Origin of the sequence: Luteibacter sp. 1214 (assembly GCF_031455395.1) — a bacterium.
Classification (GTDB): domain Bacteria; phylum Pseudomonadota; class Gammaproteobacteria; order Xanthomonadales; family Rhodanobacteraceae; genus Luteibacter; species Luteibacter mycovicinus.
This window is the reverse complement of sequence record NZ_JAVDSQ010000002.1, coordinates 339,933-364,822: the sequence shown is the minus strand read 5'-3', so window position 1 is coordinate 364,822 and position 24,890 is coordinate 339,933. Positions and strand designations below refer to the sequence as shown.

At 65.0% G+C, this 24,890-nt stretch carries 20 protein-coding genes; 10 read left to right on the top strand and 10 right to left on the bottom strand.

Annotated features, from left to right (window positions below):
• The first annotated feature begins 105 nt into the window (after positions 1-105).
• From J2X57_RS06275 to J2X57_RS06260, 4 genes are read left to right on the top strand one after another with little or no spacing between them, the layout of a single operon-like run.
• A complete protein-coding gene (locus J2X57_RS06275) occupies positions 106-1,413 on the top strand; it encodes a hypothetical protein (RefSeq protein WP_309864964.1) in 1,308 nt (435 codons plus the stop codon).
• Positions 1,410-2,204 carry a hypothetical protein gene (locus tag J2X57_RS06270; RefSeq protein ID WP_309864962.1) on the top strand — a complete coding sequence of 265 codons (795 nt, stop codon included), beginning with the start codon at positions 1,410-1,412 and terminating at the stop codon, positions 2,202-2,204. Before J2X57_RS06275 ends, J2X57_RS06270 begins: the two co-directional genes overlap by 4 nt.
• Positions 2,201-3,430, top strand: coding sequence for a hypothetical protein (locus J2X57_RS06265; protein ID WP_156128584.1), 1,230 nt, complete (start codon positions 2,201-2,203; stop codon positions 3,428-3,430). The genes J2X57_RS06270 and J2X57_RS06265 overlap by 4 nt, the downstream gene beginning before the upstream one ends.
• Positions 3,427-4,278 carry a hypothetical protein gene (locus tag J2X57_RS06260; protein ID WP_043696225.1) on the top strand — a complete coding sequence of 284 codons (852 nt, stop codon included), beginning with the start codon at positions 3,427-3,429 and terminating at the stop codon, positions 4,276-4,278. The genes J2X57_RS06265 and J2X57_RS06260 overlap by 4 nt, the downstream gene beginning before the upstream one ends.
• A gap of 8 nt (positions 4,279-4,286) precedes the next feature.
• Here the strand turns inward: J2X57_RS06260 and dbpA are convergent, their stop codons facing one another.
• The 4 genes from dbpA to J2X57_RS06240 form a co-directional block, all read right to left on the bottom strand.
• Positions 4,287-5,663, bottom strand: a complete 1,377-nt coding sequence (dbpA, locus tag J2X57_RS06255; RefSeq protein WP_036117031.1) for an ATP-dependent RNA helicase DbpA — start codon at positions 5,661-5,663, stop codon at positions 4,287-4,289.
• Positions 5,664-6,095: 432 nt separating this feature from the next.
• Positions 6,096-6,815 carry a pseudouridine synthase gene (locus tag J2X57_RS06250; protein ID WP_036109873.1) on the bottom strand — a complete coding sequence of 240 codons (720 nt, stop codon included), beginning with the start codon at positions 6,813-6,815 and terminating at the stop codon, positions 6,096-6,098.
• A 4-nt stretch (positions 6,816-6,819) separates the two neighbouring features.
• Positions 6,820-7,593 (bottom strand): ABC transporter permease, encoded by a 774-nt coding sequence (locus J2X57_RS06245; RefSeq protein WP_036109874.1) that lies wholly within the window; start codon positions 7,591-7,593, stop codon positions 6,820-6,822.
• Positions 7,590-8,522: an ABC transporter ATP-binding protein gene (locus tag J2X57_RS06240; RefSeq protein ID WP_309864955.1), complete on the bottom strand. Its 933-nt coding sequence runs from the start codon at positions 8,520-8,522 to the stop codon at positions 7,590-7,592. Before J2X57_RS06240 ends, J2X57_RS06245 begins: the two co-directional genes overlap by 4 nt.
• A gap of 82 nt (positions 8,523-8,604) precedes the next feature.
• Here J2X57_RS06240 and J2X57_RS06235 point away from each other — a divergent pair, with 82 nt between their 5' ends.
• Complete coding sequence (locus tag J2X57_RS06235) at positions 8,605-9,351, top strand: FAD-binding oxidoreductase (protein ID WP_308851618.1); 747 nt, start codon at positions 8,605-8,607, stop codon at positions 9,349-9,351.
• Between the two features lie 65 nt (positions 9,352-9,416).
• On the top strand, positions 9,417-10,643 hold the full coding sequence (locus J2X57_RS06230) for a flavohemoglobin expression-modulating QEGLA motif protein (protein WP_308847495.1): 1,227 nt from the start codon (positions 9,417-9,419) through the stop codon (positions 10,641-10,643).
• Between the two features lie 10 nt (positions 10,644-10,653).
• Here J2X57_RS06230 and J2X57_RS06225 read toward each other — a convergent pair whose 3' ends face one another.
• Positions 10,654-12,750, bottom strand: coding sequence for a reprolysin-like metallopeptidase (locus J2X57_RS06225; protein WP_309864952.1), 2,097 nt, complete (start codon positions 12,748-12,750; stop codon positions 10,654-10,656).
• 123 nt (positions 12,751-12,873) lie between these two features.
• Complete coding sequence (locus tag J2X57_RS06220; RefSeq protein WP_309864950.1) at positions 12,874-14,760, bottom strand: reprolysin-like metallopeptidase; 1,887 nt, start codon at positions 14,758-14,760, stop codon at positions 12,874-12,876.
• 196 nt (positions 14,761-14,956) lie between these two features.
• Between J2X57_RS06220 and J2X57_RS06215 the strand changes: the two genes are divergently transcribed.
• From J2X57_RS06215 to J2X57_RS06205, 3 genes are all read left to right on the top strand, one after another.
• The gene (locus J2X57_RS06215) at positions 14,957-17,257 is read left to right on the top strand and encodes an NADP-dependent malic enzyme (protein WP_036109889.1); all 2,301 of its coding nucleotides are present in this window, start codon (positions 14,957-14,959) and stop codon (positions 17,255-17,257) included.
• Between the two features lie 136 nt (positions 17,258-17,393).
• Entirely contained in the window at positions 17,394-20,087 is a 2,694-nt protein-coding gene (gene aceE / locus J2X57_RS06210) for a pyruvate dehydrogenase (acetyl-transferring), homodimeric type (protein WP_036109892.1), read from the top strand.
• Between the two features lie 121 nt (positions 20,088-20,208).
• On the top strand, positions 20,209-20,553 hold the full coding sequence (locus tag J2X57_RS06205) for a DUF4377 domain-containing protein (RefSeq protein WP_052191412.1): 345 nt from the start codon (positions 20,209-20,211) through the stop codon (positions 20,551-20,553).
• Positions 20,554-20,649: 96 nt separating this feature from the next.
• Here the strand turns inward: J2X57_RS06205 and J2X57_RS06200 are convergent, their stop codons facing one another.
• Together J2X57_RS06200 and J2X57_RS06195 are read right to left on the bottom strand one after the other, a co-directional pair.
• Positions 20,650-20,973, bottom strand: coding sequence for a hypothetical protein (locus J2X57_RS06200; protein WP_036109896.1), 324 nt, complete (start codon positions 20,971-20,973; stop codon positions 20,650-20,652).
• Positions 20,974-21,068: 95 nt separating this feature from the next.
• Complete coding sequence (locus J2X57_RS06195; RefSeq protein WP_309864937.1) at positions 21,069-21,752, bottom strand: glutathione S-transferase; 684 nt, start codon at positions 21,750-21,752, stop codon at positions 21,069-21,071.
• Between the two features lie 107 nt (positions 21,753-21,859).
• Between J2X57_RS06195 and J2X57_RS06190 the strand changes: the two genes are divergently transcribed.
• Positions 21,860-22,168, top strand: coding sequence for a DUF3247 family protein (locus tag J2X57_RS06190; protein ID WP_309864935.1), 309 nt, complete (start codon positions 21,860-21,862; stop codon positions 22,166-22,168).
• A gap of 58 nt (positions 22,169-22,226) precedes the next feature.
• On the opposite strand, the gene J2X57_RS06185 is transcribed toward J2X57_RS06190, so the two are convergent.
• Together J2X57_RS06185 and J2X57_RS06180 are read right to left on the bottom strand one after the other, a co-directional pair.
• Positions 22,227-23,531 (bottom strand): thioredoxin family protein, encoded by a 1,305-nt coding sequence (locus J2X57_RS06185; RefSeq protein WP_043696208.1) that lies wholly within the window; start codon positions 23,529-23,531, stop codon positions 22,227-22,229.
• A gap of 62 nt (positions 23,532-23,593) precedes the next feature.
• A complete protein-coding gene (locus J2X57_RS06180; RefSeq protein ID WP_043696205.1) occupies positions 23,594-24,853 on the bottom strand; it encodes an MFS transporter in 1,260 nt (419 codons plus the stop codon).
• Positions 24,854-24,890 lie beyond the last annotated feature (37 nt).

Genomic DNA, 24,890 nt, shown 5'->3' with positions numbered 1-24,890 from the left:
ACCTCGTTGGTTGCACCGTCGTGCCTACACTTCTCCGCGGGCTCGCCCGATGGTCCGTTCGCACGAAAATCGATGGAATGACCGCCTCTACCAAGGAGGTCATTTATGCGCTCGACCATGAAGGTCGTCACAGCGGCGAAAGCCTGCGTACCTCTGCTTGCGCTGTTGGCGGCGTCCGTCGCGGATGCCCGAAGTCAGGGGCTCATCCACGAGGAATTCATCCGCGGCGATCATCACGCCCGGTGGACCCTGCTTTCATTGAAACGCGCGGGGCAGGGCGGTCCGACAACGAGATCTCCGTTTCACTCCGATGAGGTCTGGCGTAGTGAATACCTGGAGACGCCCGACTCGATCTACAGCGACCTCGCCGCTCCCGTCGCTCTGGCGGCGAACGAGTACATCCCCCGGACAGGAAACCCGCGCGAGGGGTTGGCTTATAGCGAAGGTACGGGCTTGCATCCAACCCTTGTCTGGCCCCGGAGTCCCCGGGTGCAGAGTGATGAGTCTGGATCCTTCCCGATCGACGCCGGTGTCAATCGAATGATCGCCTGGAATCTCGGGCTGTATAAGGCGCTGCCCACCGATATGCGCAAGGTCACCTCGCAGCCGTTTGGCTGGTATCACGTCGAACCGTTTGACGATAACGCGCGCTTCAACCTGTTCAAGGCGGATATCGGGCCGGACATACTCGAAAAGGCGATGGCCTTGAGTGGCGCCGAACTGTCGACGCTCGGCGCACAGCTGGCGCTCTCCATCGGAACGCTCAGCCGATGGTCGGACTCGATGGATGATCCGGAGCGGTACGGCATTCGCCGGGCCACGCTCGCGCACTTCTGGTCCGCGACCACGCTGGCCGATCTCACCGAACAAGACCTTTCCTACCTGGCAGACATCCTGCGAACGGAACTCACAGTGGCCCAACTGGGCGTTCCCCCGGGTGACATCAATGGCGCCATCGCCATTCCGACGCCACTACGCGTGGCGCGAACCGCGGCAGCCTGGCATGGCAGCCGACCCGGTTATTCCGCATGCCATACCGACGGTAGCCATGATCCGGGGCAAGCGGGCCTCACACCGGAACGACTCGATCGGCCCATCTGCTTTCTGGATGCAACGGATCGTGCCGTGTACCGCTGGTATCGGGCAAGGCGTGCCACCGAGCTTGCGGCGTCTCCCGACGACTTTGCCCATTTCGACCAGGCTGCGCGATTGATCGCCCACTTCGCCGATGTTCGTCCTGTCTGGGCCGGCGCCTATGCCGACGAGGCGGCTGACTGGGCGGTCCACGCCGAAATCATCGAGGCGCAACTGGTCGCGACTCAGACGCTTGGCTCAATGGCGTCCGATGAGGCCGGTTTTCTGCGCATGACAACCCGCGCCAATCAGCGCATCTGCCGGAGTCGTGAGCCATGACCTTTCGTCGACGAAAACTCGCCATCGGCGGCTTGTTTGTTGCTTTGGTTTCCCTGGCTGATTCGTCCGGAGCGGCGGAAGTGATCAAAGAGCCGCTCAAGGATGACTTTCTCAGGTCGGGTGTCATGGCCAGGCTCCTGGCGTCTTTCGACGCGCACGCCGATGCGGCCCGGAAATGGTACGTCGATGCCTTTCATGGGCGACCCGTGGCTCGCGAAACGTTCGATCGCTTTGGCCAGTCGCTGGAGACCGATCGCATCGTCAGTTTTACCTACGAATACAACCGGGACGGAAACGCCATGACGCACGTCTACCATGGTCGTTCCGGCGCCAATAACCCGTGGCGTGCCCTGCCTTCTTCACGACGCGCCGCGCCCTACGCGTCGTACTTTTCCCGTGTGTCCGCAGACACGGTAGTGTGGAACCGCGAGAGACTTCCTGCGGGCCGCGATGCCGAGCGTAAGATCGCCCGCCAGATCGAGCGCGATATTCGTGACGGTCTGGTGTCTTCGGGCGGAACATTGCGCGGATTCAGCAGCGCAGCCCCTTGCGGGGCCTGCGAAAGCGCCTTGCGCATGCTCTCGGACAGATGGGGGATATCGGTCAGAGTCACTCATTACGTCGAGGGTGGTTCCGCTCATCGACGCTTTCAGAACTTTCGCAAGCAGTATATCGAGTCGATTTATGCAGCGCTGAATGGCACTTCGTTGAACCGCCCGTATGCTGCTTCTTCCGGGGCGTCGCCAGTGCCGACGTGTATGCGAACGTCGCAGGTGGAGGTCGCCGAATGAAACGACACCTCAAAGCACCGCGGCGCGTTCATCGTTACCACGGGAGGACGATCGTCTTTTTGCTGCTGGCGTCCGCCCATGCCGTCGCTACGCCAACGGCGGAGCGATTCCACTCGCCCCCGTCACTCGGTGACGCGTTTCAGGCGTGGACGTTTCACTCGCTCGCCAGGATGGACGCGCAGAGCCTCGGCGACTTTCATCCTCTCCAGGCGGATGTCGCCTGGCGTAGCGAGTATCTGAAGGACCCGGGCTCCATATACAGCGACCTGCATCCGCATCTCTTCTCCAGGATCGCCGGCGAGCCGCCACGCCCCGATGTCTTCCCCGCCGATGTTTCCAGCGGACGAAAGATCGCATGGGACCTGGGCTTCGATAAGGCGCTCATCGGATATCAGGTCCTTCCCGGGTATCCGCAACGACTTCCGATCACCGCACATCATCCCCTGGTTTCCGCCAACCTGGAAAAAGCGGGTGTGCGGCGGCGTTACTTCGATCTTGCATACAAGCTCAGCGGCACGGAGCTCTCCATGATCACGGCGGAGATGGCCGTGGCTTTGGAAGTGCTCCGGCATTGGGTCGACACCACACCGGTCGACGACCACGGCATGTTGGGCGTCAACGCGCATGCGCTTGGACGGTTCGAGGCTGCCGATAATCTCGCGGATATTCCGGACGCCGATCTCGCCTACCTCGCGGATGTCCTGCGTCTGGAACTGTCGCTATGGAATGCGGGCCGGGCAAATGCCGAAGGCTCGAATGCGGTACCTCAGCGGGAACTGCCGACTCCCCTGCGCATCGCCCGGGTGGCGGCCGCCTATCGCGCGTCGCAACCGCCCCTCTATACGGCGTGTCTGGCCGACGGGCAGCGAGATCCGACGACATCGGGCGACAATCCCGAGGACTTGTCGCGCCCCATCTGCTTTACCGACGCAACCGACCGGGCCGTCTATCGATGGTATCGCGCCGCTCGCGCACACCAGTTGGCGCAGGCGCCCGAAGCATTCTCCCGCTTCGACGTCGCGGCGCGCCTGATCGACACCTTTGCCGACGTCCGTCCCGCCTGGGCGGGCGCGTACACGAACCAGGCGCTGGACTGGTCGAACCATGTCGAGGTCGTCGAGGCACAGATGGCGCTCGCTGGGGACGCCTCGGGCAGTCACGACATCACCTTCTACCGTCTCGTCGAACGAGCCAACCTGCTCATCTGCCGGAGGTCCCTGCCATGAAACATCGTTACGGGCTTTTTGGGGCTTATCTTCTTGCCATCGGCTTGCTGTTCGCGTCGGCCTGGTCCGTAGCGGGACCCGTATTGAAACGTCGCGTAGACGCGGTAGGTACGGGCAGCGTCAACGCACGAATCCTCGCATCGTTCCAGACGCACATACGACCGGCTCAGGAATGGTATGTAACGGTGCTCGACGGCGGCACACCCAGCACCGCTCAGTTCGCGGCATTCTCGCGGCAGTTCGCGACGGCCACTTTCGTCAGTTTCACCTACGAGTACACAGTCAACGGCCGGTCGATGCAGCGCGTGTATCACGCACGCTCGGGGCATAACGAGCCGAACACGGGAATGGCCGGCGTTCGTGCGCCCAGGTCCTACCGGAGTTTCTTCACGCATCAGGGCGCCGACATCGTCGCCTGGCACGATGCACGGCCCAACACGAGTACGGTGACCGTGTCTCCCGTTCCCGGCGACAACTTTCCGCAGCAGCGTAAGCGCGACGCGGAGCTGAAGGTCGCCCAGCGCATCGAGCGCGACATTCTGGCGGGTCGCGTTCCGGCGGGAGGTCAGCTCTATGGGTTCTCGAGTCAGGAGCCTTGTGCGTCTTGCGAAGCGGCACTACAGGCACTGTCGGACCGCCGTAACATCACTGTGAGGGTCTCGTTTCTCGGTTTTGGCAGCGCGGCATATACGGCGTTCGACCGTCTCCGGCACCAGCATCTGACGTCCATTGAGGTGGCGGTCAATGGGGGGCAGCTGAACCTGTTGAACCAGTCGGCCGAGTCGCCGGATGCCCGGGTTGGAGTCGCATGCATCGACACGCCGGGGGATGGCGAGGTGGCCGACTGAGCGAGCCGTCAACCCAGGGGGCGTACGCGAAACGTGCGCCCCTTGATCTTCCCGGCGCGCAAGCGCTCGAGCGCCCGGTTGGCAAGATCCCGTCGGATCGCCACGTATGCGCGCGTCGCAAACACGTCGATCTTGCCGATGTCCTTGCCGTCCAGGCCCGCGTCGCCGGTCAGCGCACCGAGGATGTCACCGGGCCGCATCTTGTCTTTGCGGCCACCGTCGATGACCAGGGTCTTCATCGGTGCGAGGTTGAGGACTTTCTTCCCTTCAGGTTGCGCGCGGGCCGGATGCCGCGGGATCGTGCCGCCGAGACGCTCTTCGATCGCCTTGATCTTCGGCAACTCGCGGGAGCTCGCCAACGAGATGGCCATGCCGTTGGCACCGGCGCGACCGGTGCGCCCGATCCGATGCGTGTGCGTATCCACGTCGTGCGCGATGTCGTAGCTCACCACCAGCGGCAGCGCGGCGATGTCGAGTCCTCGCGCGGCGACGTCGGTCGCCACGAGGATCGAGCAGCTGTGGTTGGCGAAGCGCACCAGCACTTCGTCGCGATCGCGTTGTTCGAGATCGCCGTGCAGGGCGAGCGCCGTGAAGCCACGCCGGTCGAGCTCAGCGGCCAGACTCTCGGTGTCCTTGCGCATGTTGCAAAAGACCAGGGTGGCATCGGGTTTTTCGTGCGACAGGATGCGCGCAAGCACGTCGGCTTTCTGCGCGGGCTCGACCTCGACCACGCGTTGCTCGATGGTCGGGACGTCGTGCGGCTCGTCAGCGGTGACCGTGACGGGGTCGCGCTGGACGCGTCCGCTCATCGTGCGGATGTCATCCGGATACGTGGCGGAGAACAGCAGGGTCTGGTGGTGCTTCGAAATGCGCTTGACGATGTCGTCGATGGCTTCCTCGAAGCCCATGTCGAGCATCCGGTCCGCCTCGTCCAGCACCAGCATCTTGATGCCGCCACCGTGCAGGCTCTCGCGTTTGAGGTGTTCCTGCACCCGGCCGGGCGTGCCGACGACGATGTGCGGATCGTGTTCCAGCGACGCCAGCTGCGGGCCGAGCGGCATGCCACCGCAGAGTGTCAGCAGCTTCACGTTCGGGATGTTCACGGCCAGCCGTCGCAGCGCCTTGCTGACCTGGTCGGCCAGTTCACGGGTGGGGCACAGCACGAGTGCCTGCAGGCGGATTTCGTCGGGGTCGAGCTGCTGTAGCAGCCCCAGCCCGAACGCCGCCGTCTTGCCACTACCGGTGCGGGCCTGGGCGATGACGTCGCGGCCCTCCAGAATCGGCGGCAGGCTGTCCCGCTGGATCGGCGTCATCGACGTGTAGCCGAGGCCGTCGATGGCGGAGAGCAGGGCGGGCTTTAGGGGCAGGGAAGCAAAGGTATCCATGGCGGCATGATCGCACATCGTCCCCCGGTAGCCCTCCCTGTCAGCATCCGGGCGCGGCGGACGGTTCCGCAGAGACGGTGTTGTCTTCCGTGGACGAACCCTCCGAGACCCGGGGCAGGCGCGGTGGACCCAGGCGAAACGACCGCCGCCGCCACGAAAAGCCCTTGAACGTCCGGTCGAGAGCGCGCGGACTCAGGTCGCGGCGAATCTGGGCGGCGCGCGCTGTCCAGCACGTCACGGGCCAGTAGCGGCTCACCCGTGGAGCCGAACATGTGGCTGACCCTGACCTCGATGCCGTATTCGTCCGACAGTTTGCGCATGGCATCCTCACAGGAGCCGCACGTAGCGCCGCCGATTTCACCGCGTATGCGTCCACCACGAGGGATCACACCTGCACGGATGTCATTGCTGATGCGTCGTAGGCGAAACTACCTACCATTGGGTCCGCGAGGGCAGGAGGCCCTTCAGTTCGGCCTCGGTCAGGTTCCGCCACTGGCCGGGCTTCAGGTGCCCCAGCTTCACGTTGACGACGCGCACGCGCCGCAGCTGGGTCACCCGGTAGCCGAACTCGGCGGCCATCAGGCGGATCTGCCGGTTCAGACCCTGCGTGAGGATGATGGCGAAACCGAACTTCGCGATCTTCCTCACCTTGCACGGCCGGGTCATCTGCCCATGGATGCGCACGCCCCTGGCCATGCCGCGCAGAAACTCATCGGTCACCGACTTGTTCACCGCCACGAGGTATTCCTTCTCGTGGTTGTTCTCCGCACGCAGGATCTCGTTGACGATGTCCCCGTTGCTGGTCATCAGGATGAGGCCTTCGGAGTCCTTGTCCAGCCGACCGATCGGAAAGATGCGCTGCGGATGGTCGACGAAGTCGACGATGTTGCCGTCGACGGTCTGGTCCGTCGTGCAGGTGATACCGACCGGCTTGTTCAGTGCGATGTACACGCCGCGGCTTCTGGACGGGCTTGCGATCAGCGTGCGCGCGACCACCACCTCGCCATCGACCTTGACCACGTCGCCGTCGAGCGCCTTGGCGCCCGTGCTCACGACTTCGTCGTTGATCGTAACGCGGCCGGCGATGAGCAGCTCGTCGGCCTCGCGTCGCGAGCAGAGTCCCGCCTCGCTGATGTACTTGTTGACGCGCATCGGCTTACGAACGCATTCCGACGCCGCGGCTGAGCAGGCGCAGTGCCACGGCCGACAGGCCTACTACGAAGACGATCATCACGATGAACGCCGTGACGATGGGCACGTCGCTGACGCCGAGCACGCCGAAGCGGAACGCGTTGACCATGTACAGGATCGGGTTGACCAGCGAGATCGAGCGCCACGGCTGGCCGAGCAGGTCGACCGAGTAGAACACGCCGCCCAGGTAGGTCAGCGGGGTGAGCACGAAGGTCGGGACCAGCGCGATGTCGTCGAACTTCTTCGCGAATACGGCATTGACGAAGCCGGCCAGCGAAAACACCGTGGCACCCAGTACGACCGACAGGAAGGTGATGATCGGATGGGACACGTGCAGGTCGGTGAAGAACAGCGCGATCAGCAGCACCAGTGCGCCGACGACCACGCCACGCACGACGGCGCCGATGACGTAGCCGAGCAGGATCACCCAGTTGGGCATCGGCGACACCAGCATCTCTTCCACGTACCGGCCGAACTTGGCGCCGAAGAAGGATGACGAGATGTTGCCGTAGCTGTTGGTGATGATGCTCATCATGACCAGACCCGGCACGATGTACTGCATGTACGTGAAACCATGCATCTCACCGATGCGGCTGCCGATCAGCTTGCCGAAGATGACGAAGTACAGCGTCATCGTGATGGCCGGCGGAATCAGCGTCTGCGTCCAGATACGCATGATGCGCATGATCTCGCGACGGACGAGGGTGCCCAGGGCGACGAGGTTGGTGGAGGCGCTCATGCCGCGTTCTCCCGGCCGTGCTCGACCAGTCGGACGAAGAGTTCCTCCAGCCGGTTGGACTTGTTGCGCATCGAGGTCACGGTGACGCCGTGGCCGGAAAGCGTGGCGAACAGGGAGTTGAGGTCGTGCGAGCGGGACATCTCGGCTTCGATGGTGTGGTCGTCCAGCGCGCGCAGCACCACGCCGGCCGGGGTCGGCAGATTGGCCGGCACGCTGGCCACGTCGAGCACGAAGGTCTCGACGTCGAGGGTGGCGAGGAGGCTCTTCATCGACGTGTTCTGGACGATGCGGCCCTGGTCGATGATGGCGATGTTGCGGCAGAGCTGTTCCGCTTCCTCAAGGTAATGCGTGGTGAGGATCACCGTCGTGCCGGCCTCGTTGATGCCCGAGACGAACTGCCACATCGAGCGCCGGATCTCGATATCGACGCCGGCCGTCGGTTCGTCGAGGATCAGCAGCTTGGGCTCGTTCATCATCGCGCGGGCGATCATGAGGCGGCGCTTCATGCCGCCGGACAGGGTACGCGCCTGCAGGTGCGCCTTGTCCCACAGGCGCAGCTCCTTCAGGTACTTCTCGGCGCGGACCCGGGCTTCCGCCCGGCCGACGCCATAGAAACCGGCCTGGTTCACGCAGATGTCGAAGGGCTTCTCGAACTGGTTGAAGTTGATCTCCTGGGGAACCAGGCCGATCAGGCGCATCGCGTCGCTGCGGTGCTTGTGGATCGATACCCCGAAGATCTCGGCGTCGCCCGAGGTCGAATTGACCAGGGAAGACAGGATGCCGATGAGGGTGGATTTGCCGGCGCCGTTGGGGCCGAGCAGGGCGAAGAAATCCCCCGGCTGGACGGTCAGGGAGATGCCCTTGAGGGCCTCCACGCCGTTGCCGTAGGTTTTCCGGAGATTCGTGACGTGCAGAGCGGGGATGGTCATGGGCTGCGCCGGGATGACAAGCCGCCTATTATACCGGGCTTTGCCGGGTCCCCTCGTTCCCTGGCGTCAACAGAGACTTTCCATGGCCGAACAATTCGAGCTCCGTCTGACCGACAGCTTCATGCTTGCCCCCTCGGTCCGGCACCTGTCGTTCGAGCGGGTGGACGGTCAGCCGCTGGCCTTTGTCCCGGGCCAGTTCCTGCAGGTCCACTTCCACTACGACGACGGCAAGGCGACCAAGCGCAGCTACTCGGTCGGCAGCGTGGGTGACGGCAGCGGCCCGGTTCAGCGGATCGAGATCGCCGTAAGCTATGTCGAGGGCGGGGCGGCGACGAAGCTGCTGGGCGACCTGGAACACGGCCAGACCGTGGACGCCAGCGGCCCTTACGGCCGCTTCTGCCTGATGGACGGCGACCGGAACACGCGTTACATCCTGATCGCCACGGGCACCGGCGTGACCCCGTACCGGGCCATGCTGCCGCAGATCGAGGCCTTGATCGCCAGTCGCGGCTGCCGTTTCGTGCTGCTTTACGGCGCCCGCAACGAGGGTGAACTGCTCTACGGCGAGGAGTTCGAGGCCTTCGCGCGCAAACATGAGGGCTTCACCTTTCACGCCTGCCTGTCCCGCGGCGCCCGTCCCAGCCCGCGTCCGCACGACCGCCTGGGTTACGTTCAGGACATGCTGGCGGAGCTGGAGCCCAGCGCCGAGGGGGATATCGCCTACCTCTGCGGCAATCCCAACATGGTCGATGCCGCGTTTTCGGCACTGAAAGACCATGGTCTGCCCGTCCAGCATATTCGCCGGGAGAAATACATCTCCTCGCGCTAAACTCGCCCCCCATGCACGCCTACGCCGCCCCGTCTGACCTCTCTGCCGAGATGCGGCGGTACGCGATGCTCGACCAGCGCCTGCTCGCTGCCGTCCGCGCCATCCGTATCCTGCCCACGGTCTCCTGGCCCGCCTCGGTCGAAGAACGCCTGATCGCGGAGTTTGGCGCCGGACGGCTCTCGATCCCGACCATCGCCTACCACCCGCCGCGACTGGGCGACACGCGCGCCGAGCTGGAGGCGATCGAGGCCGAAGCGTCCGAGGATCATCCGATCGCCGACTACCTGCGGCGCACGGCCGAGTCGTGGCGGATCGCCACGCAGATGCTCGAGTCCGCCGGCACCGACGGCGTCACGCAGGCATCCGTCGCGCTTTACGGTCGCCCCGGCGATGCCATACCGGGCAGTAACCGCAGCAACCTGGATGCCGCCCGCTATTTCGTGGACCTGGCGGACGAACTGGGCGCGGACCTTGAAACCGAAGACGCCACCGGCAACATCCCCGCGGAAGAGCTGCGCCGCGACATGGCCTCCCAGCTGGACGCGTTCTTCTCGCCAGGCACCATCTCCGTCGAGGTGGATCCGGAGCTGACCGCGAAGGCGGCGGCCGGCGCGACCCGCATCCGTCTGCGCGGTGGTATCCGTTTTACCGAATACGATCGTCACCAGTTGCTGGCCCATGAGGCCTTCGTCCATTCGCTCACCGCGTTGAATGGTCGCGAGCAGCCGGTCCTGGCATCGCTGGCGCGCACGTCGCCACGTGTCACCGCGACGCAGGAGGGCCTGGCGGTGTTCGCCGAGCTGATGTCCGGCGCCATCGATATCTCGCGGCTGAAGCGAATCAGCCTGCGCATCCTGGCGATCGACATGGCCCTGAACGGTGCCGATTTCGTCGAGGTGTTCCGGTACTTCCGTGAGTGCGGGCAGAACGTCGCTGACAGTTTCCACTCGGCGCAGCGCGTCTTTCGTGGCGTGCCGCTCAGCGGCGGCTCGGCGTTTGCGAAGGACAACGTCTACCTGACCGGGCTGCTCGCGGTGCACACCTTTTTTCGCTGGGCGTTGCGGCAGCGCCGCCTCGACCTGCTGCGCAACCTCTTCGCCGGCAAACTGGCACTGCACGACGTCATGAGCCTCGAAGCGCACTTCGCGAACGGCGACATCGCGGCCCCGCGCTATCTCCCGCCGTGGATGCAGCACGTGCACGGGCTGGCGGGGAAGCTGGCCTTCTCGCTGTTCGTGAATCACATCCACATGGCGGGCGTCGAGGCCGAGGAAATTTCGCTCGGCCTCTGAACGGCGTCGATCAACGGATACGGAAGTCGCCGGGCGACAGGGCGAAGAAGGGCGTGCTCGTGTCGCTACAGGCAACCGACAGTCGACCGCGCATCGTTGGCGCGACGGTCCCGGGGATGGTGAAGCGCGCCGTTCCGTTGTTCCTCACACGGGTGAGCAGGTTCTCTTCGAGCCAGCTTTCGCCGCCGTCCACGGATAGCCTGACGTCCACACTCGTGCAGGAAAGCGGGGGCTTGTCGGTGCCGGCGACGCGCCATTTCACGGCGATCGCCTTGCCGCGGCTGAGCGTTGCGCTTTTCCGGGGAGCGACGACCTCGAATGCGGCGCCCGTGTCGACGACGTCGACCGTGATATCGCGGCTGACGACGTGCGCCAGCTGGTCGAGGTTGTCGCGTGCGGTGAGCCGGAAGTTCAGCGTGCGATCGCGCATGGGGAAGGTGTCACCGCGACCGATCGGCTCCTTGCCAAGCAGCACCCCGGTCGCCGGGAAGGTCTGGCTTCCGCTGGCAGTGGGGCGTCGCGACCGGAACAGCGGTCCGTTGCCGGTATCCGTGAGTTCGGCCGTGGTCTGAGCGCGGCCGCGGTCGATCTGCTCGAACGTGTACGTAGGTGTGGCACCGGCGTGCACGTAGCTGAGTGCCCCTGTCAGTTCGAACGGTGTCCGCGCGGGGACCGCCACATAGGACGGGTAGCTGGTGTCGACCATCGGGGTGCGGATCGGGTTGACGCGGGTGGCGGCGCACGATCCGCCTTCGGAATCCAGCCACGCGCGGATCTCTCCGATGCTGCGGCCGTGGAAGTAATCGTCCGAGCGCGTCTGCAGGTTGGCGGACGTGATGCCGGCGTAGCCCATGATCGTGGAGCCGCCGCCGGGCTCTACCGCTGCATCGGGCTCGCGCTGATCCGACCCGGAGTCGGCGATGTTGAAGGTGTGTTGTCCGCCGAACTGGTGGCCCAGTTCATGGGCGACGTAATCCACATGGAACGTGTCACCGAAGGGATCGGCGCTGCCCGTCATGCCTGCCGCCTTATCCGCGCCACCGTCTTCGTAGTCCTGATCGGTGACTTTCGTTCCCGGCCGTATGTCGATCGTGCGTGTTGCGTTAAGGCATGTGTTGCCGATGCGTCCCGCCAGTCCCGCGGTGCCGGAAGCGACAGCATGCACGAGATGGCCGACGTCATAGTTCTCGCGGCCCAGTGTCTGCGCGGCGACGGCGGCGTTGCGCAGGACGAGCTGGTCGTCGTCCCCGAGACCTTTGAAAGGGTCCGTGTCCTTATCCGCGAAGATGAGTCGGTCGTTGTTCTCCGCCAGCTGGAAATGCACGCCCAGGTCGTTCTCGTAGATCGCGTTCAGCCGGTTGACGACCTTCGCCACGCCGGCCAGGCCATCCTCGACAGTGCCGCCCATCTTCGCGACGTAGTCGCTGCTGGCGCTCATGGCGATGCGAAACGTTCGCAGGAGCTGGCCGCTGCCGGTGCGTGCCTTGCCTGCCCGCGTTCCCGGCGCGGCGGTGGGAAGGCCGCCGCCGTGCGGCGTTGTCTCGCGCAAAGCGGGACCTGCGGGTGCATCCGCTCGCCGGAATACGACGTGGATGGCCGGGGAATGTCGCGAGCGAGCCCCGGGGGCGCGTTTTACCGGCGTTTCGGGCTGAACGATCCAGTCGCCGGCGCGATCGGTCACACGAGCATGCACCGCGCCGGCCGCATCGATGTCGATACGCGCGGTGCGCCCTTCGGCATCGCGACCGATCATGCTGCGCAGCCCGGGAAAGCGCGCGGCCAGTCCGGGGGGCAGTACGCCCGAGTCCTCGAGGGTGAAGCGAGTGGCGCCGCTAACGGGCAAAGGAAGCTCGATGGTCTGCGCGGTCTGGCTGCTGCGCCCGACCGCCCGCGCTTGCCCGAAGGCGGCCAGACCGTCAGCGCGCAGTGCGACACGTCGCTGATGAACGGGAGAGCTGGTCGTCGCCGCTGACCGGGCACTTGCGCCAGCACGCGTCACGTCCGACCAGAGCGCCTGAGGAGTGGCGTAGACGACCGGGAGGCCGGATAGCAGCGCAGTGACGGCCGTGAAGAGTACGAGGCGTCGGGGAGGGGAGTGCAGGGACATGGAATTCCTTTTCGCGTGGGGACGCGTCGAGATGCGATGTGGGTGGATGCTCCATGACGCCACACGTGCGTGGTCAACATCTGTAGGGGAATCCCGATAGACCGCTAAGCGATGGCCTTCGCGTCACGGCGCGCGGATCACAAAAGGGCCTGGCGATACCGCGAAAAAAGGTCGCCAGTCGCAACGAAGACGAAGACGGGCGACATCGCTCGTCACCTCCGTGGGAAGCCGCACTGTCGCCGAGCCGTTATTCGGCACGTCCGTGGCCAGCGGCGTTTCAAGCCAGTGCGAGCCGGCATCCACCGAGAGGTCGACATGCAGGAAGTGACAGGAAATCGGCTTCTCCGTGGTGCCCGCCACGTCCCAGCGGATGTCGAGCGCGCCACCGGCGACGGCAACGATCCCGGCGGCCGGTGCCGCCATCGCAAAAGCGCGCCCCGTATCCACGACCCGCACCCGCCTGTCCGCGCTGGCGAGCGTGGCCGTCGCGCCGGCGTTGTCACGCACCGTCAGGCGGAAATGCAGGTCGCGCGATGTGGTTGGCAAGGTTTCTCCCGGACTCGCCCGCTCGTCACCGAGCAGCACCGGAAGACGAGGGAAGGTGCGTTGCGGCGTCGCTGACGGGGCGAAGGAGCGAAACAAGGGCCCCTTCCCGTCGTCGACGAGCGGCCCCCGCTGCCCTGTCCCCGCATCCATCTGCTCCCAGGTATAGGTCAGGCGATCGCCGGGGGATGCCGCTTCCACGGCGGCGTCGAGGGTAAACGGCGTACGCGCCGGAATCACGGTGGTTTCGGCCAGCGGCACGGGATCGATCCAGGGTGCGACGGCGGATGTCAGGCGTCGCCCGGCGCAACGCCCGCCGCGCGATCCGAGCCACGCCTGGATCTGCTCGATGCTTCGTGCGTGAAAGTACAGGCCCGGGCGAGGCTGGAGCCAGTGGTCTTCCGTGCCGCAGCCCGACGTGGCGTAGCCCATGATCGTGCTGCCGCCACCCGGTTCCACGGCGCTGTCGTCGAGTGTGGCGCGTCGGCACGCATCGGCGGTCGGCCATGCGCCGAGCTGGCGTCCGAGGACGTGCATGAAATAGCCGAAGGCATGCGATGACCCGGCCGGGTCTCCATGTCCGCTCCACGCGGCGGCCTTGTGCGTGGCGAAGAAGTCCGCATCGCGTGCGTCGCTGCACGATGTGCCGACATGACTGTCGCCGCCCTCGAACGTGCTGAAGGCATGGCCGATGTCGTAGTGACGCGACCCGATTTCCCGGTCGATCAGCGTGACGGCCGCCGGGCCGGGTTCATGCGTTTCGAACAGGTCGCCACGCGCGTTTGCGACGACGATGCGATGGTTGCGATCCACCAGGGTGAGATGGACACCCAGGTCGGTTTCGAGCACCTCGTTGGCGCGGTTGACCAGATGGACGATCTCCGCGAGCGCGCTGGCGACGGTACCGCCGTTCCTGGCGACGTAACGGCTGCTCGCGGCGACGGCGAGCCGGAAGTCGTAGCGCACGATGCCTCCCTGGCGCGCGCTCCGCCGACGTTTCAGGGGCGTGACCGCCTCGGTGGGTGCCTGCCGCGTCTGGGCGGCGCCACCCGTTTTGGCGACTGGCGTATTCGCGTTGCCGAGGGCAAGGAAGTCTTCTGGCTCCCTCTTCCACGTGTCGCCGGGGCGGATGAGCCACTCCGTGTTGCCCGACCGGACGCTCGCCCGGATACCGCGCGGGGAGAGGTCGAGACGAAGCGTGCGGCCTTCGTCATCCTCGCCACGGAAGCTGCGAAGGCCGGGAAATCGCTTCACCAGCCCGCGCGGCAACGTGCCGGAATCGCGGACATGAAAGACGCGCGCGCGACCGTCCGCCAGTGGAAGGACGACATCGGTGCCGGGGCGCGGTGCCAGCGGGAGCCGAAGAAGCCGCTGACGCAGGGCCGTCTCGTCGACGGTGACCGTGGCAGCGAAGGCCCAGCCCGGGGCGAGAAGAAGCGCGAGAACCGAGGGAGCGATAAAACGCATGAGGACGGGCGGGAGACGGGAAGGGCCGACCACGTTAGGGAGCGGGGCGCCCCGGTTCTGCCGGATTCCGCAAGGCAGAAATGTAGGTTTTTCATATCACTGGATGTCGCAATGCAACACACCGCGACGCGGGAGAACCGCGGTCGCGGTGCTAACATCGCGGGCTACTTTCCCACCTAAGCTCCCACAGGACTCCATGGCCATCTCCGAGGAACTGAGGCAAGCCGCTCTCGAATATCACCGTCTTCCGCGCCCCGGCAAGATCAAGGTCACGCCGACGACGTCGCTGCTCACGCAGCGAGATCTCTCGCTCGCGTACTCCCCGGGTGTCGCCGCCGCCTGCGATGAAATCGTCGCGAATCCGACCTCCGCCGCCGAGCTCACCGCGCGCTCCAACCTGGTGGCGGTGATCACCAACGGCACGGCGGTGCTCGGTCTGGGCAATATCGGTGCGCTGGCCAGCAAGCCGGTGATGGAAGGCAAGGGCGTGCTGTTCCAGAAGTTCGCCGGGATCGACGTGTTCGACATCGAGATCGACGAGACCGATCCGGACAAGCTGGTCGATATCATCGCCAGTCTCGAGCCGACGTTCGGTGGCATCAACCTCGAAGACATCAAGGCACCGGAGTGCTTCATCGTCGAGCGCAAGCTGCGCGAGCGGATGAAAATTCCCGTGTTCCACGACGACCAGCACGGCACCGCGATCATCGTCGGCGCGGCGGTCATCAATGCGCTGCTGGTCACGGGCAAGAAGATCGAAGACGTGAAGCTCGCCACCACCGGCATGGGCGCCGCGGGCATTTCCTGCGTCGACATGCTGGTGACGCTGGGCCTCAAGCGCGAAAACATCCTCGCCTTCGATCGTGACGGCGTGCTGCACAGCGGTCGCACCGATCTGGATCCGGACAAGCAGCGTTACGCGCGTGACACGGACAAGCGCACGCTGGCCGAGATCGTCGAAGGCGCGGATATTTTTCTGGGTCTTTCCGCCGGCGGTATTCTCAAGCCGGAAATGGTCGCCACGATGGCCGACCGCCCCATCATCTTCGCGCTGGCCAATCCGAATCCGGAAATCCTGCCGGAAGACGCCAAGGCCGTGCGTCCCGACTGCATCATGGCGACGGGCCGCTCGGATTATCCGAACCAGGTCAACAACGCGCTGTGCTTCCCCTACCTGTTCCGCGGCGCGCTCGACGTCGGTGCCTCCGTCATCAACGAGCCGATGAAGGTGGCCTGCGTCAAGGCCATCGCTGAGCTCGCACGTCGCGAAGCGTCCGACGTGAGTGCGCGCGCCTACGGTGGCAAGCCGCCGAGTTTCGGTCCCGAATACCTGATTCCGCAGCCGTTCGATCCGCGTCTGCTGATTCAGCTGCCGCCGGCGATCGCCAGGGCGGCGATGGATTCCGGCGTGGCCGAGCGTCCCATCGAAGACTTCCCGGCGTACATTGAAACGCTGACCAGCTTCGTCTTCCGTACCGGCCTGCTGATGAAGCCGGTGTTCGAGCGGGCGAAGGCCGATCCCAAGCGCGTCGTCTACGCTGAAGGCGAAGAAGAAACGACGCTGCGCGCCGTGCAGACGGTGGTGGACGAAGGCCTGGCCAAGCCGATTCTGGTCGGTCGCCCCGACGTCATCGAAAAGCGTATCGCGCGCGCGGGCCTGCGTCTGAAACCCGGCATCGACTTCGAGATGTGCAACATCCATTCGGATCCGCGTTTCGAAGACTACTGGCGTCTGTACCACTCCATCATGGAGCGTCGCGGGGTCACTCCCGCGTCGGCCAAGGCGGTGGTGCGTTCCCGTCCGACGGTCATCGCGGCGCTGATGGTCGAGCGTGGCGAGGCCGACGCGATGATCTGCGGTCTGGTCGGCACCTACCAGAGCAAGCTCGAATACATCGCCGACATCATCGGCCTGGACGAGGGCGTCTCGGAGGCCTCGGCCATGGCCGCGGTGGCGACGGAGAAAGGCACGTTCTTCTTCCTCGACACCTACGTGCAGGAAGATCCCAGTGCCGAGCAGATCGCCGAGGCCACGCTGCAGGCCTCCATCCGTCTGAAGCTGTTCGGTATCCAGCCCAAGATCGCCCTGCTGTCCAGTTCCAACTTCGGCAGCCGCGAGACCCGCAACTCGCGCAAGATGCGCGAGGCGCTCAGCCTGATCCGCAAGAGCGTCCCCAAGCTGGAAGTCGAGGGTGAGATGCAGGCGGACGTGGCGCTCAACCCCGAACTGCGCGAGCGGATCTTCCCGAACTCGCGGCTCGAAGGTAAGGCCAACGTCTTCGTCTTCCCGAACCTGGATGCCGCCAACACGGCCTACAACATGGTCCGCACCCTGTGCGACGGCGTCGTCATCGGCCCGATTCTCATGGGCGTGGCCAAGCCGGCGCACATCCTGACGCCCCAGGCGACGGTCCGCCGTGTGGTCAACATGACCTCCGTGGCCTGCGTCGAGGCGCAGATCCGTGCGGGTAAGCCCAGGACGGTCGTAAACGACTGATTGCCGGGTTTATCACGAGGCAAATCCCCATACCGCCGCGTATGCGAATACGTTGCGGTATCATGTGAAGGTTTTCCCGCCACCCGCGGGCTTCTTCAGACCCCATGAGCGCGCGGCCAGCGCGAGCGGAGCATCCATGGACCAGATCGACGATATCCTGAACCAGGACCTCGACCCTACCGAAACCCGGGAATGGGTCGAGTCGCTCAACGCCGTCATCAATCATGACGGTACCGAGCGCGCGCATTACCTGCTGGAGCGCATGGTCGATTCGACCCGTCGCGCGGGCGGCTACCTGCCGTTCGATCCGACGACGGAGTACGTGAACACCATCCCGCCGCACATGGAAGCGCGCAGCCCGGGCGACGCCGCCATCGAGTGGCGCATCCGCTCGCTGGTCCGCTGGAACGCCCTCGCCACCGTCGTTCGCGCCAACCGCAAGCCGGGCGACCTCGGCGGCCACATCTCCAGCTTCGCCTCCTCGGCGACCCTGTACGACGTCGGCTTCAATCACTTCTGGCGCGCCCCCAGCGCGGACCACCCGGGCGACCTGGTGTTCCATCAGGGCCATTCGGCGCCGGGTGTCTACGCCCGCTCGTTCCTCGAAGGCCGCATCGGCGAAGAACAGCTCGACCTGTTCCGCATGGAAGTGGAAGGCAAGGGCCGTGGCCTGTCCTCCTACCCGCATCCCTGGCTCATGCCCGACTACTGGCAGGTGCCGACCGTCTCGATGGGTCTCGGCCCGATCCAGGCGATCTATCAGGCGCAGTTCTGGAAATACCTCGAACACCGCGGCCTCATTCCGAAGTCCGATCGCAAGATCTGGTGCTTCATGGGTGACGGCGAGTCGGACGAGCCGGAGTCGCTGGGTGCGATCTCGCTGGCCGGCCGCGAGGGCCTCGACAACCTGATCTTCGTCATCAACTGCAACCTGCAGCGCCTCGACGGCCCGGTTCGCGGCAACGGCAAGATCATCCAGGAACTGGAAGGCGTGTTCCGTGGCGCCGGCTGGAACGCCATCAAGGTCGCCTGGGGCAGCTACTGGGATCCGCTTCTCGCCCGCGACACCTCGGGCAAGCTGCGTCAGCTGATGATGGAAACCGTCGACGGCGAGTACCAGGCCTGCAAGGCCTTCGGTGGCGCCTACACGCGCGAGAAATTCTTCGGCAAGTACCCGGAAACCGCCGCGCTGGTCGCCAACATGTCCGACGACGACATCTGGCGCCTGAACCGCGGTGGCCACGATCCGCACAAGGTCTATGCGGCCTACCACGCGGCCGTGAACACCAGGGGCATGCCGACCGTCGTCCTCGCCAAGACGGTGAAGGGCTACGGCATGGGCGCCGCGGGTGAGTCGCAGAATCCGGCGCACAACCAGAAGAAGATGGATACCGACGCGATCCGCGCCTTCCGCGACCGCTTCAACATTCCCATTCCCGACGACAAGCTCGACGAAGTGCCGTACTACCATCCGGGCAAGGACTCGGAAGAAGTGCAGTACATGCTCGAGCGCCGTCGCGCGCTCGGCGGTTCGCTGCCGCAGCGCCGCCGCAAGTCCGACCAGTCGTTCAAGGCACCGACGATCGAGTCGTTCGAGCAGATCACCAAGGGCACCGGCGATCGCGAGATCTCCACCACCATGGCCCTCGTGCGTGGCATGAACCTCATGCTGCGTGACAAGGAGCTGGGCCCGCGCATCGTGCCTATCGTGGCCGACGAAGCCCGCACCTTCGGTATGGAAGGCATGTTCCGCCAGATCGGTATCTATGCGCCGTTCGGTCAGAAGTACCGGCCGCAGGATGCCGACCAGCTGCTGTATTACCGCGAGGACCAGAAGGGTCAGGTGCTGCAGGAAGGCATCAGTGAGGCCGGCGGCATGAGCGCCTGGCTGGCCGCGGCCACCAGCTACAGCATCAGCAACGTGCCGATGCTGCCGTTCTTTATCTACTACTCGATGTTCGGTTTCCAGCGCATCGGCGACCTCTGCTGGGCCGCCGGCGACATGCGCGCGCGCGGCTTCCTCATCGGCGGTACCTCGGGCCGCACCACGCTCAATGGCGAAGGCCTCCAGCACGAAGACGGTCACTCGCACCTGCTCTCCGGCGCGATCCCGAACGTGGTGTCGTACGACCCGACCTTCTCCTACGAGCTGGCCGTCATCATGCAGGACGGTACGCGCCGCATGATGCAGGAGCAGGAAGACGTCTACTACTACATCACCGTGATGAACGAGAACTACGCCCACCCCGATCTGCCGAAGGGCAGCGAGGAAGGTATCGTCAAGGGCATGTACCTGTTCAAGGACGGCGGCAAGGCGAAGAAGAACGAGCCGCGCGTACAGCTGATGGGTTCGGGCACGATCCTGCGCGAAGTCATCGCGGCCGCCGAACTGCTCGAGAAGGACTTCGGTGTCTCGTCCGACATCTGGTCGGTGCCGAGCTTCTCGGAAGTCCGTCGCGAAGGTTTCGACGCCGAGCGCTGGAACCGTCTGCATCCGGAATCGCCGCAGCGCGTGCCGTACATCACCGGTCTGCTCGCCGACCGTCAGGGTCCGGCGATCGCCGCGACCGACTACGTGCGTGAGTTCGCCGATCAGGTCCGCGCCTTCATGCCGGACGGCATGCGTTACACGGTGCTCGGCACGGACGGCTACGGCCGCAGCGATACGCGTGCGCACCTGCGCAGCCACTTCGAGGTCGATCGCTACTGGATCGCCCAGGCCGCCCTGGCTGCGCTGGCGAAGGAAGGCAAGGTCAACGCCAAGGACGTCAGCCGCGCGATCAAGGAATACAAGCTCGACATGGATAAGCCGAACCCGATGACGGTCTGACAGTCGTCATGTGAGACGCGTAAAAAGGGCCGGAGCGATCCGGCCCTTTCTTTTTTGGCATCACGTCATGTCGATGGCGGGGCTGTTATCCATGAACGCAACCGACTGCGGAATTCCTGCCATGCGCCTTCCTTTGCTCACTGTCGCCGTCGTCACGCTCGCTGCGTGCGCGACCTCGCCCCAGCAGGGCTCGGCATCGCGGCTGCTGTATATCGCCGGCAGCAAGGTGCCATGCACCACCGGCGTCATGAAGACCGAATGTCTTCAGTACCGCGAGGAGCCGAGCAAACCCTGGCAGATCACATACGTGCCGGTCGAGGGACTCGACTGGAAGCCAGGTAACGAGTACCTGCTGAAGATCACCGAAGTTCGTTCGAAGAACGCGCCGATGGATGCGTCGCGCGTTACCTGGCACGTCGACAAGATTGTCGAACAGCACGCCGAGTCGATGCCGCCGACACCTTGATCGATGGCTGAAACCGATCTTTGAGATAGTAAAAACGTCGGGTAACAAAAAAGGCCGGAAGCGATTCCGGCCTTTCGTCGGGCAGTTCGACGTCGATCAGTCGTCGTCGCGCAGCGCGTGGCGGATCAGCAGGAAGGTGCCGATAGCGGCCGCAGCGATGCCGATGGTGACGCCCGGGTTGCGACGGACCTGCTTGCGCAGCTTGCGATACTGATAGGTCGCCTCGTCCGCGAAATCCTCAGCCAGGTAGCGCGCACGACGACCGGTGCTGCGGCTGGCGAACTTGTTGGTGACGCGACGGGTGCGATCGAGCAGATCGTTGCCCGAGCTCTGGGCCTCATCGGCGTAGTGACGGACGCGCCCCGATACACCGTTGACGGCGCTCTCGACCTGACGCGCGAATTCACGATTTCTGCTCATGGTGACTCCCTCTCAAGTGATGCGGACGGGGATCGACTTTGCGATCCCCGCCGTGAGCACGGTGTAAACAGCCGAGGGTGCGATTGAACGGCGATTCAGCGGGGCGGCTTCGGCGCCAGGTCGTAATCGCCGCCACGTTTCAGGGCCGCCTGATAGGCCGGACGTGCGTGGATCCTTTCCAGGAAAGCGGTCAGGCGAGGGCGTGACGCATCCAGTCCGCCCCGGCTTGCGGCGGCTTCCAGCGGGAAACTCATCTGGATGTCGGCGGCCGTGAACTCGTCACCGGCGAACCAGCCCGACTGGCCGATTTCGCCTTCCAGGTAGTCCAGATGCAGCTTGAGCTGCGGATCGATGAACGTTTTCTGCCCGCCCTTCGCCATCATTCGTGCCACCGGCTTCGCGAAGAACGGCACCGGGGCGCTCTCCATGCGGACGAACACCAGTTTGAGCAGGAGCGGTGGCATGGCCGAGCCTTCCGCGTAGTGCAGAAAATAGGTGTAACGCCGCGCATCGGCGGTATCCGCGGGTGGTTTCAGTCGTCCGTTGCCGTAGCGACCGACCAGGTATTCGAGGATGGCGCCCGACTCCGCCACGGTGATGTCGCCGTCGACCAATACCGGCGATTTACCCAGCGGGTGGATGGCGCGAAGCGACCTGGGCGCCAGCATCGTCTTCGGGTCGCGCTCGTAGCGGACGATCTCGTACGGCAGGCCGAGTTCCTCCAGCAGCCACAGGACGCGCTGTGAGCGCGAGTTGTTCAGGTGATGGACCGTGATCATGGCTGACTCGCGCGTGGAGGGAGGCGCAGGTTAGCAGCGTGCCACGTAGACATTCCATCGACGGGCGGAGAGTAGCGTCTGGGATCTTGTTCACGAGGAGCGATGCCATGAGCCGCGAAGCCGAGACGATTCACACTGGCCCCGGATCCATCGAGCGCCTTCAGGCGCTCATCGGGGATCTGAGGGATAACGCGAAGGTCGTGCTGCATCTGCGGGACGGCTCGCGGATGGAGGGCGTCGTGGCGGTGGTGCCGACGGTGCAGAATTTTGTGGACCCAGCCGGCACCGAAGGCGTCAACGGCGTGGTCAAGCTGATCGACCCCGCCCGTCCCGAATGGTCGGCGACGGTATCGCTCGACACGATTGCGACGGTGGAGCACCTGGATTCGGTGGTTTACGGGACGTCACAGAGCTGAGTGACGATGTGGAACCGGGGTCCGCCAGCGGCTCGCCCCGGTGTCCGGCGGCCCCGTCTCAGCCGGCAGCGGCCAACGACTCCTGCAGCTTCTTGCTCTGCTCCGGAAAGGCCTTGCCTTCCGCCGCGATAGTCTCCGCCACCACCTTTTTCGCCTCGCCATCGCGATGGAGTGCACGAAGTGCCTTTACCCGGAACGTCGCCACCGTAAAGCGATTCGCGCCATAGGCCTTCGTGGCCGCGGCGTCCAGATACGGGAGCCCGCCGGCCGCATCGCCCTTCTCCACGAGGCGGCGTCCATAGCGATAGCTGTACACGTAATCGTCCGGGTACGCCGCGATGAGCTGCTTTTCCAGCGTGTCGAGCTCATCGCCCGCCTTCGCCCGCACGAGGTAGACGCGCAGGTTGTCGGCGAGATTGCGATCGCTCCTGAGGTCGCCGTGCAGCTTCTCGCGGCTGAGATCGATCGCCTTGCGCAGGACGGCCTGCTCACCCTCGTGATCGCCAAGCGCCGCATCGAGATCGGCAGCCGTCAGCACGGCGCTTCGCTGATCGGCACATGCGGGAGTCGCGGTGAAGACCTGCGTCGCGATGAACTGCTCGTACGGTGCCTTCTGCGGGCTCAGTGCGGCCGTGCGTGAGTCGGGATGCCGCGTTTCGGTGGCACCGATCAGATCGTCCAGCACGTAAGGACGATCGCAGCCGATATTGCCGTCGAGAATCTTCGTCGCCGCGGCGGCGATCGCGGCGTCGTCCTTCTTTTCCTTCGCTTGCAGGAGAAGCAGGCGCTGCTTGGCAAGCGCGACGCGTTTGTCCTTGTCGGACACGTTGCGGACCATCGGTGGCAGCGTGTCGAACCACGCCATACCTTCGGTGCCCTGATAGCGCAGCTGGTAGGTATCGAGTACGTCGGCCACCGAGGCGAGCGAGCCCTTCGCGGCATCCGCCTTCTGCTTCGACAGGCGTGCATCGCCGGAAAGCAGTCCGCCGACCTCTTTATAGAACGTGTCGCGGGGACGTTCGGCGAGGATGCGGCCGAGTTCCTCGCCGTCCGGGCCGATGGCCACATAGGTGGGCAGGAAGTGCACGTTCCACTTCGTCATCCAGGCCTTGTCGGCCGGTTGGTCGGCGTCGGCCTCGTAGAAAATCACCTTAGTGTTGAGATCCGTCCACTCCTTGCCGTTGAGCACGTGACTGGCCATGAAGTAGCACGAATAACACCATACCGCCTGAAAATCGACGAGCACCGGCTTGTGCTCGCGCTTGCCCTGGGCGAGGGCGGCATCGAGACTGGCTGGGCCCTCATGGGCGGCGAAAGCCGGCGCGGCGAGGGCGACAAGGGTGGCGGCGAGCAGGCGCTTCATGGTGGACGTCCCCTTTTTGGCGGTATAGACGTCCACCCTAATAGCACGTTTCAACGGGTGTGTCAGATCGTGTCGCTGGCGCCTTCGACGGGCTCCGGCTCGGATACCAGCCCCTGGCGGTGCCGCAGGGACGGGAACCACCACATCCAGAGCCCGACCACGACCAGCGTGCCGATGCCGCCGATAAGGGTCGCGTTGACCGCGCCAAGTGCCGCGGCGAGTATTCCTGACTCGAATTCGCCCAGCTGGTTGGAGGTGTTGATGAAGATGGCATTGACGGCGCTGACGCGGCCGCGCATGTCGTCGGGTGTCTCCAGCTGTACCAGCGCGCCGCGGATCACCATGCTGACCATGTCGAACGCGCCCAGCGCGAACAGCGCGACGATGGACAGCCAGAGCGAGGTGGACAAAGCGAAGACCAGCGTTGCGATGCCGAATCCGGCCACCGAGGCGAACATGATCGGCCCGACCCGGCGCTCGAGCGTGTGTCGTGACAGCCAGATCGACATCAGCAGCGCGCCCACCGCCGGAGCGCCACGCAGCATGCCCAGGCCCCAGGGGCCCGTGTGCAGGATGTCCTTGGCAAAGATGGGGAGCAACGCGGTAGCGCCACCCAGCAGCACCGCGAACAGATCCAGCGATATCACGCCGAACACCGCCGGCCGACGACGGATGAAGTGCACGCCCGCGAACAGCGTTTTCAGGGTCGCCGGCTCACGGCGGGGCGGCGCGTGGTCGTACGAAAGCCGCGACATCAGCGTGAACGCGACGAGGTAGAGCACGGCGGACACACCGTAGACCGCGGCGGGGCCCGCGATATACAACAGGCCGCCAAGCGCCGGACCGGCGATCATCGCGGCCTGTCCCGCGGCGGAGGTGGACGCCATCGCCCGTGGAAGCACGTGGGCGGGAACGATGGCCGGCAGCATCGCCGACAAGGCCGGGAACTCGAACGCCTTGCCGACGCCGATCACGAAGACCAGCGCCAGAATGCCCGCTTCGTTCAGGTGGCCGGTGAAGCTGAAGACCGCCAGCGCCGCGATGGCGAGCCATTCGATCGCCTGGCAGAGCGTAACGATTCGCCGCCGGTCGAACTGGTCCGCGACGTGCCCTGCCGGCAGCGCCAGCAGTACCGAGGGCACGAACTGCACGAGGCCGATAAGGCCGAGATCCAGGGCGCGCCCGGTGATCTCGTAGATTTGCCAGCCCACCGCGACCGACATCATCTGGAAGCCGAAGCTCGACGCGTTCCTGGCAAACCAGAACTGCAGGAAAGCGCGATGGCGCAGCAGGAAAACGGGCGCCGGGGGCATGGACGACATGAGTACTTCCTTGGGAGCGTTCGCGCATTTTACGCGT

Excerpts from the sequence above, each read along its gene's own strand:
- J2X57_RS06270 (WP_309864962.1), top strand. The coding sequence starts at position 1,410 with ATGACCTTTCGTCGACGAAAACTCGCCATCGGCGGCTTGTTTGTTGCT.
- J2X57_RS06190 (WP_309864935.1), top strand. The coding sequence starts at position 21,860 with ATGAGCCGCGAAGCCGAGACGATTCACACTGGCCCCGGATCCATCGAG.
- aceE (WP_036109892.1), top strand. The coding sequence starts at position 17,394 with ATGGACCAGATCGACGATATCCTGAACCAGGACCTCGACCCTACCGAA.
- J2X57_RS06250 (WP_036109873.1), bottom strand. The coding sequence starts at position 6,815 with ATGCGCGTCAACAAGTACATCAGCGAGGCGGGACTCTGCTCGCGACGC.
- J2X57_RS06275 (WP_309864964.1), top strand. The coding sequence starts at position 106 with ATGCGCTCGACCATGAAGGTCGTCACAGCGGCGAAAGCCTGCGTACCT.
- J2X57_RS06185 (WP_043696208.1), bottom strand. The coding sequence starts at position 23,531 with ATGAAGCGCCTGCTCGCCGCCACCCTTGTCGCCCTCGCCGCGCCGGCT.
- J2X57_RS06195 (WP_309864937.1), bottom strand. The coding sequence starts at position 21,752 with ATGATCACGGTCCATCACCTGAACAACTCGCGCTCACAGCGCGTCCTG.
- J2X57_RS06200 (WP_036109896.1), bottom strand. The coding sequence starts at position 20,973 with ATGAGCAGAAATCGTGAATTCGCGCGTCAGGTCGAGAGCGCCGTCAAC.
- J2X57_RS06215 (WP_036109889.1), top strand. The coding sequence starts at position 14,957 with ATGGCCATCTCCGAGGAACTGAGGCAAGCCGCTCTCGAATATCACCGT.
- J2X57_RS06260 (WP_043696225.1), top strand. The coding sequence starts at position 3,427 with ATGAAACATCGTTACGGGCTTTTTGGGGCTTATCTTCTTGCCATCGGC.
- J2X57_RS06265 (WP_156128584.1), top strand. The coding sequence starts at position 2,201 with ATGAAACGACACCTCAAAGCACCGCGGCGCGTTCATCGTTACCACGGG.
- dbpA (WP_036117031.1), bottom strand. The coding sequence starts at position 5,663 with ATGGATACCTTTGCTTCCCTGCCCCTAAAGCCCGCCCTGCTCTCCGCC.
- J2X57_RS06220 (WP_309864950.1), bottom strand. The coding sequence starts at position 14,760 with ATGCGTTTTATCGCTCCCTCGGTTCTCGCGCTTCTTCTCGCCCCGGGC.
- J2X57_RS06230 (WP_308847495.1), top strand. The coding sequence starts at position 9,417 with ATGCTCGACCAGCGCCTGCTCGCTGCCGTCCGCGCCATCCGTATCCTG.
- J2X57_RS06180 (WP_043696205.1), bottom strand. The coding sequence starts at position 24,853 with ATGTCGTCCATGCCCCCGGCGCCCGTTTTCCTGCTGCGCCATCGCGCT.
- J2X57_RS06205 (WP_052191412.1), top strand. The coding sequence starts at position 20,209 with ATGCGCCTTCCTTTGCTCACTGTCGCCGTCGTCACGCTCGCTGCGTGC.
- J2X57_RS06225 (WP_309864952.1), bottom strand. The coding sequence starts at position 12,750 with ATGTCCCTGCACTCCCCTCCCCGACGCCTCGTACTCTTCACGGCCGTC.
- J2X57_RS06235 (WP_308851618.1), top strand. The coding sequence starts at position 8,605 with ATGGCCGAACAATTCGAGCTCCGTCTGACCGACAGCTTCATGCTTGCC.
- J2X57_RS06245 (WP_036109874.1), bottom strand. The coding sequence starts at position 7,593 with ATGAGCGCCTCCACCAACCTCGTCGCCCTGGGCACCCTCGTCCGTCGC.
- J2X57_RS06240 (WP_309864955.1), bottom strand. The coding sequence starts at position 8,522 with ATGACCATCCCCGCTCTGCACGTCACGAATCTCCGGAAAACCTACGGC.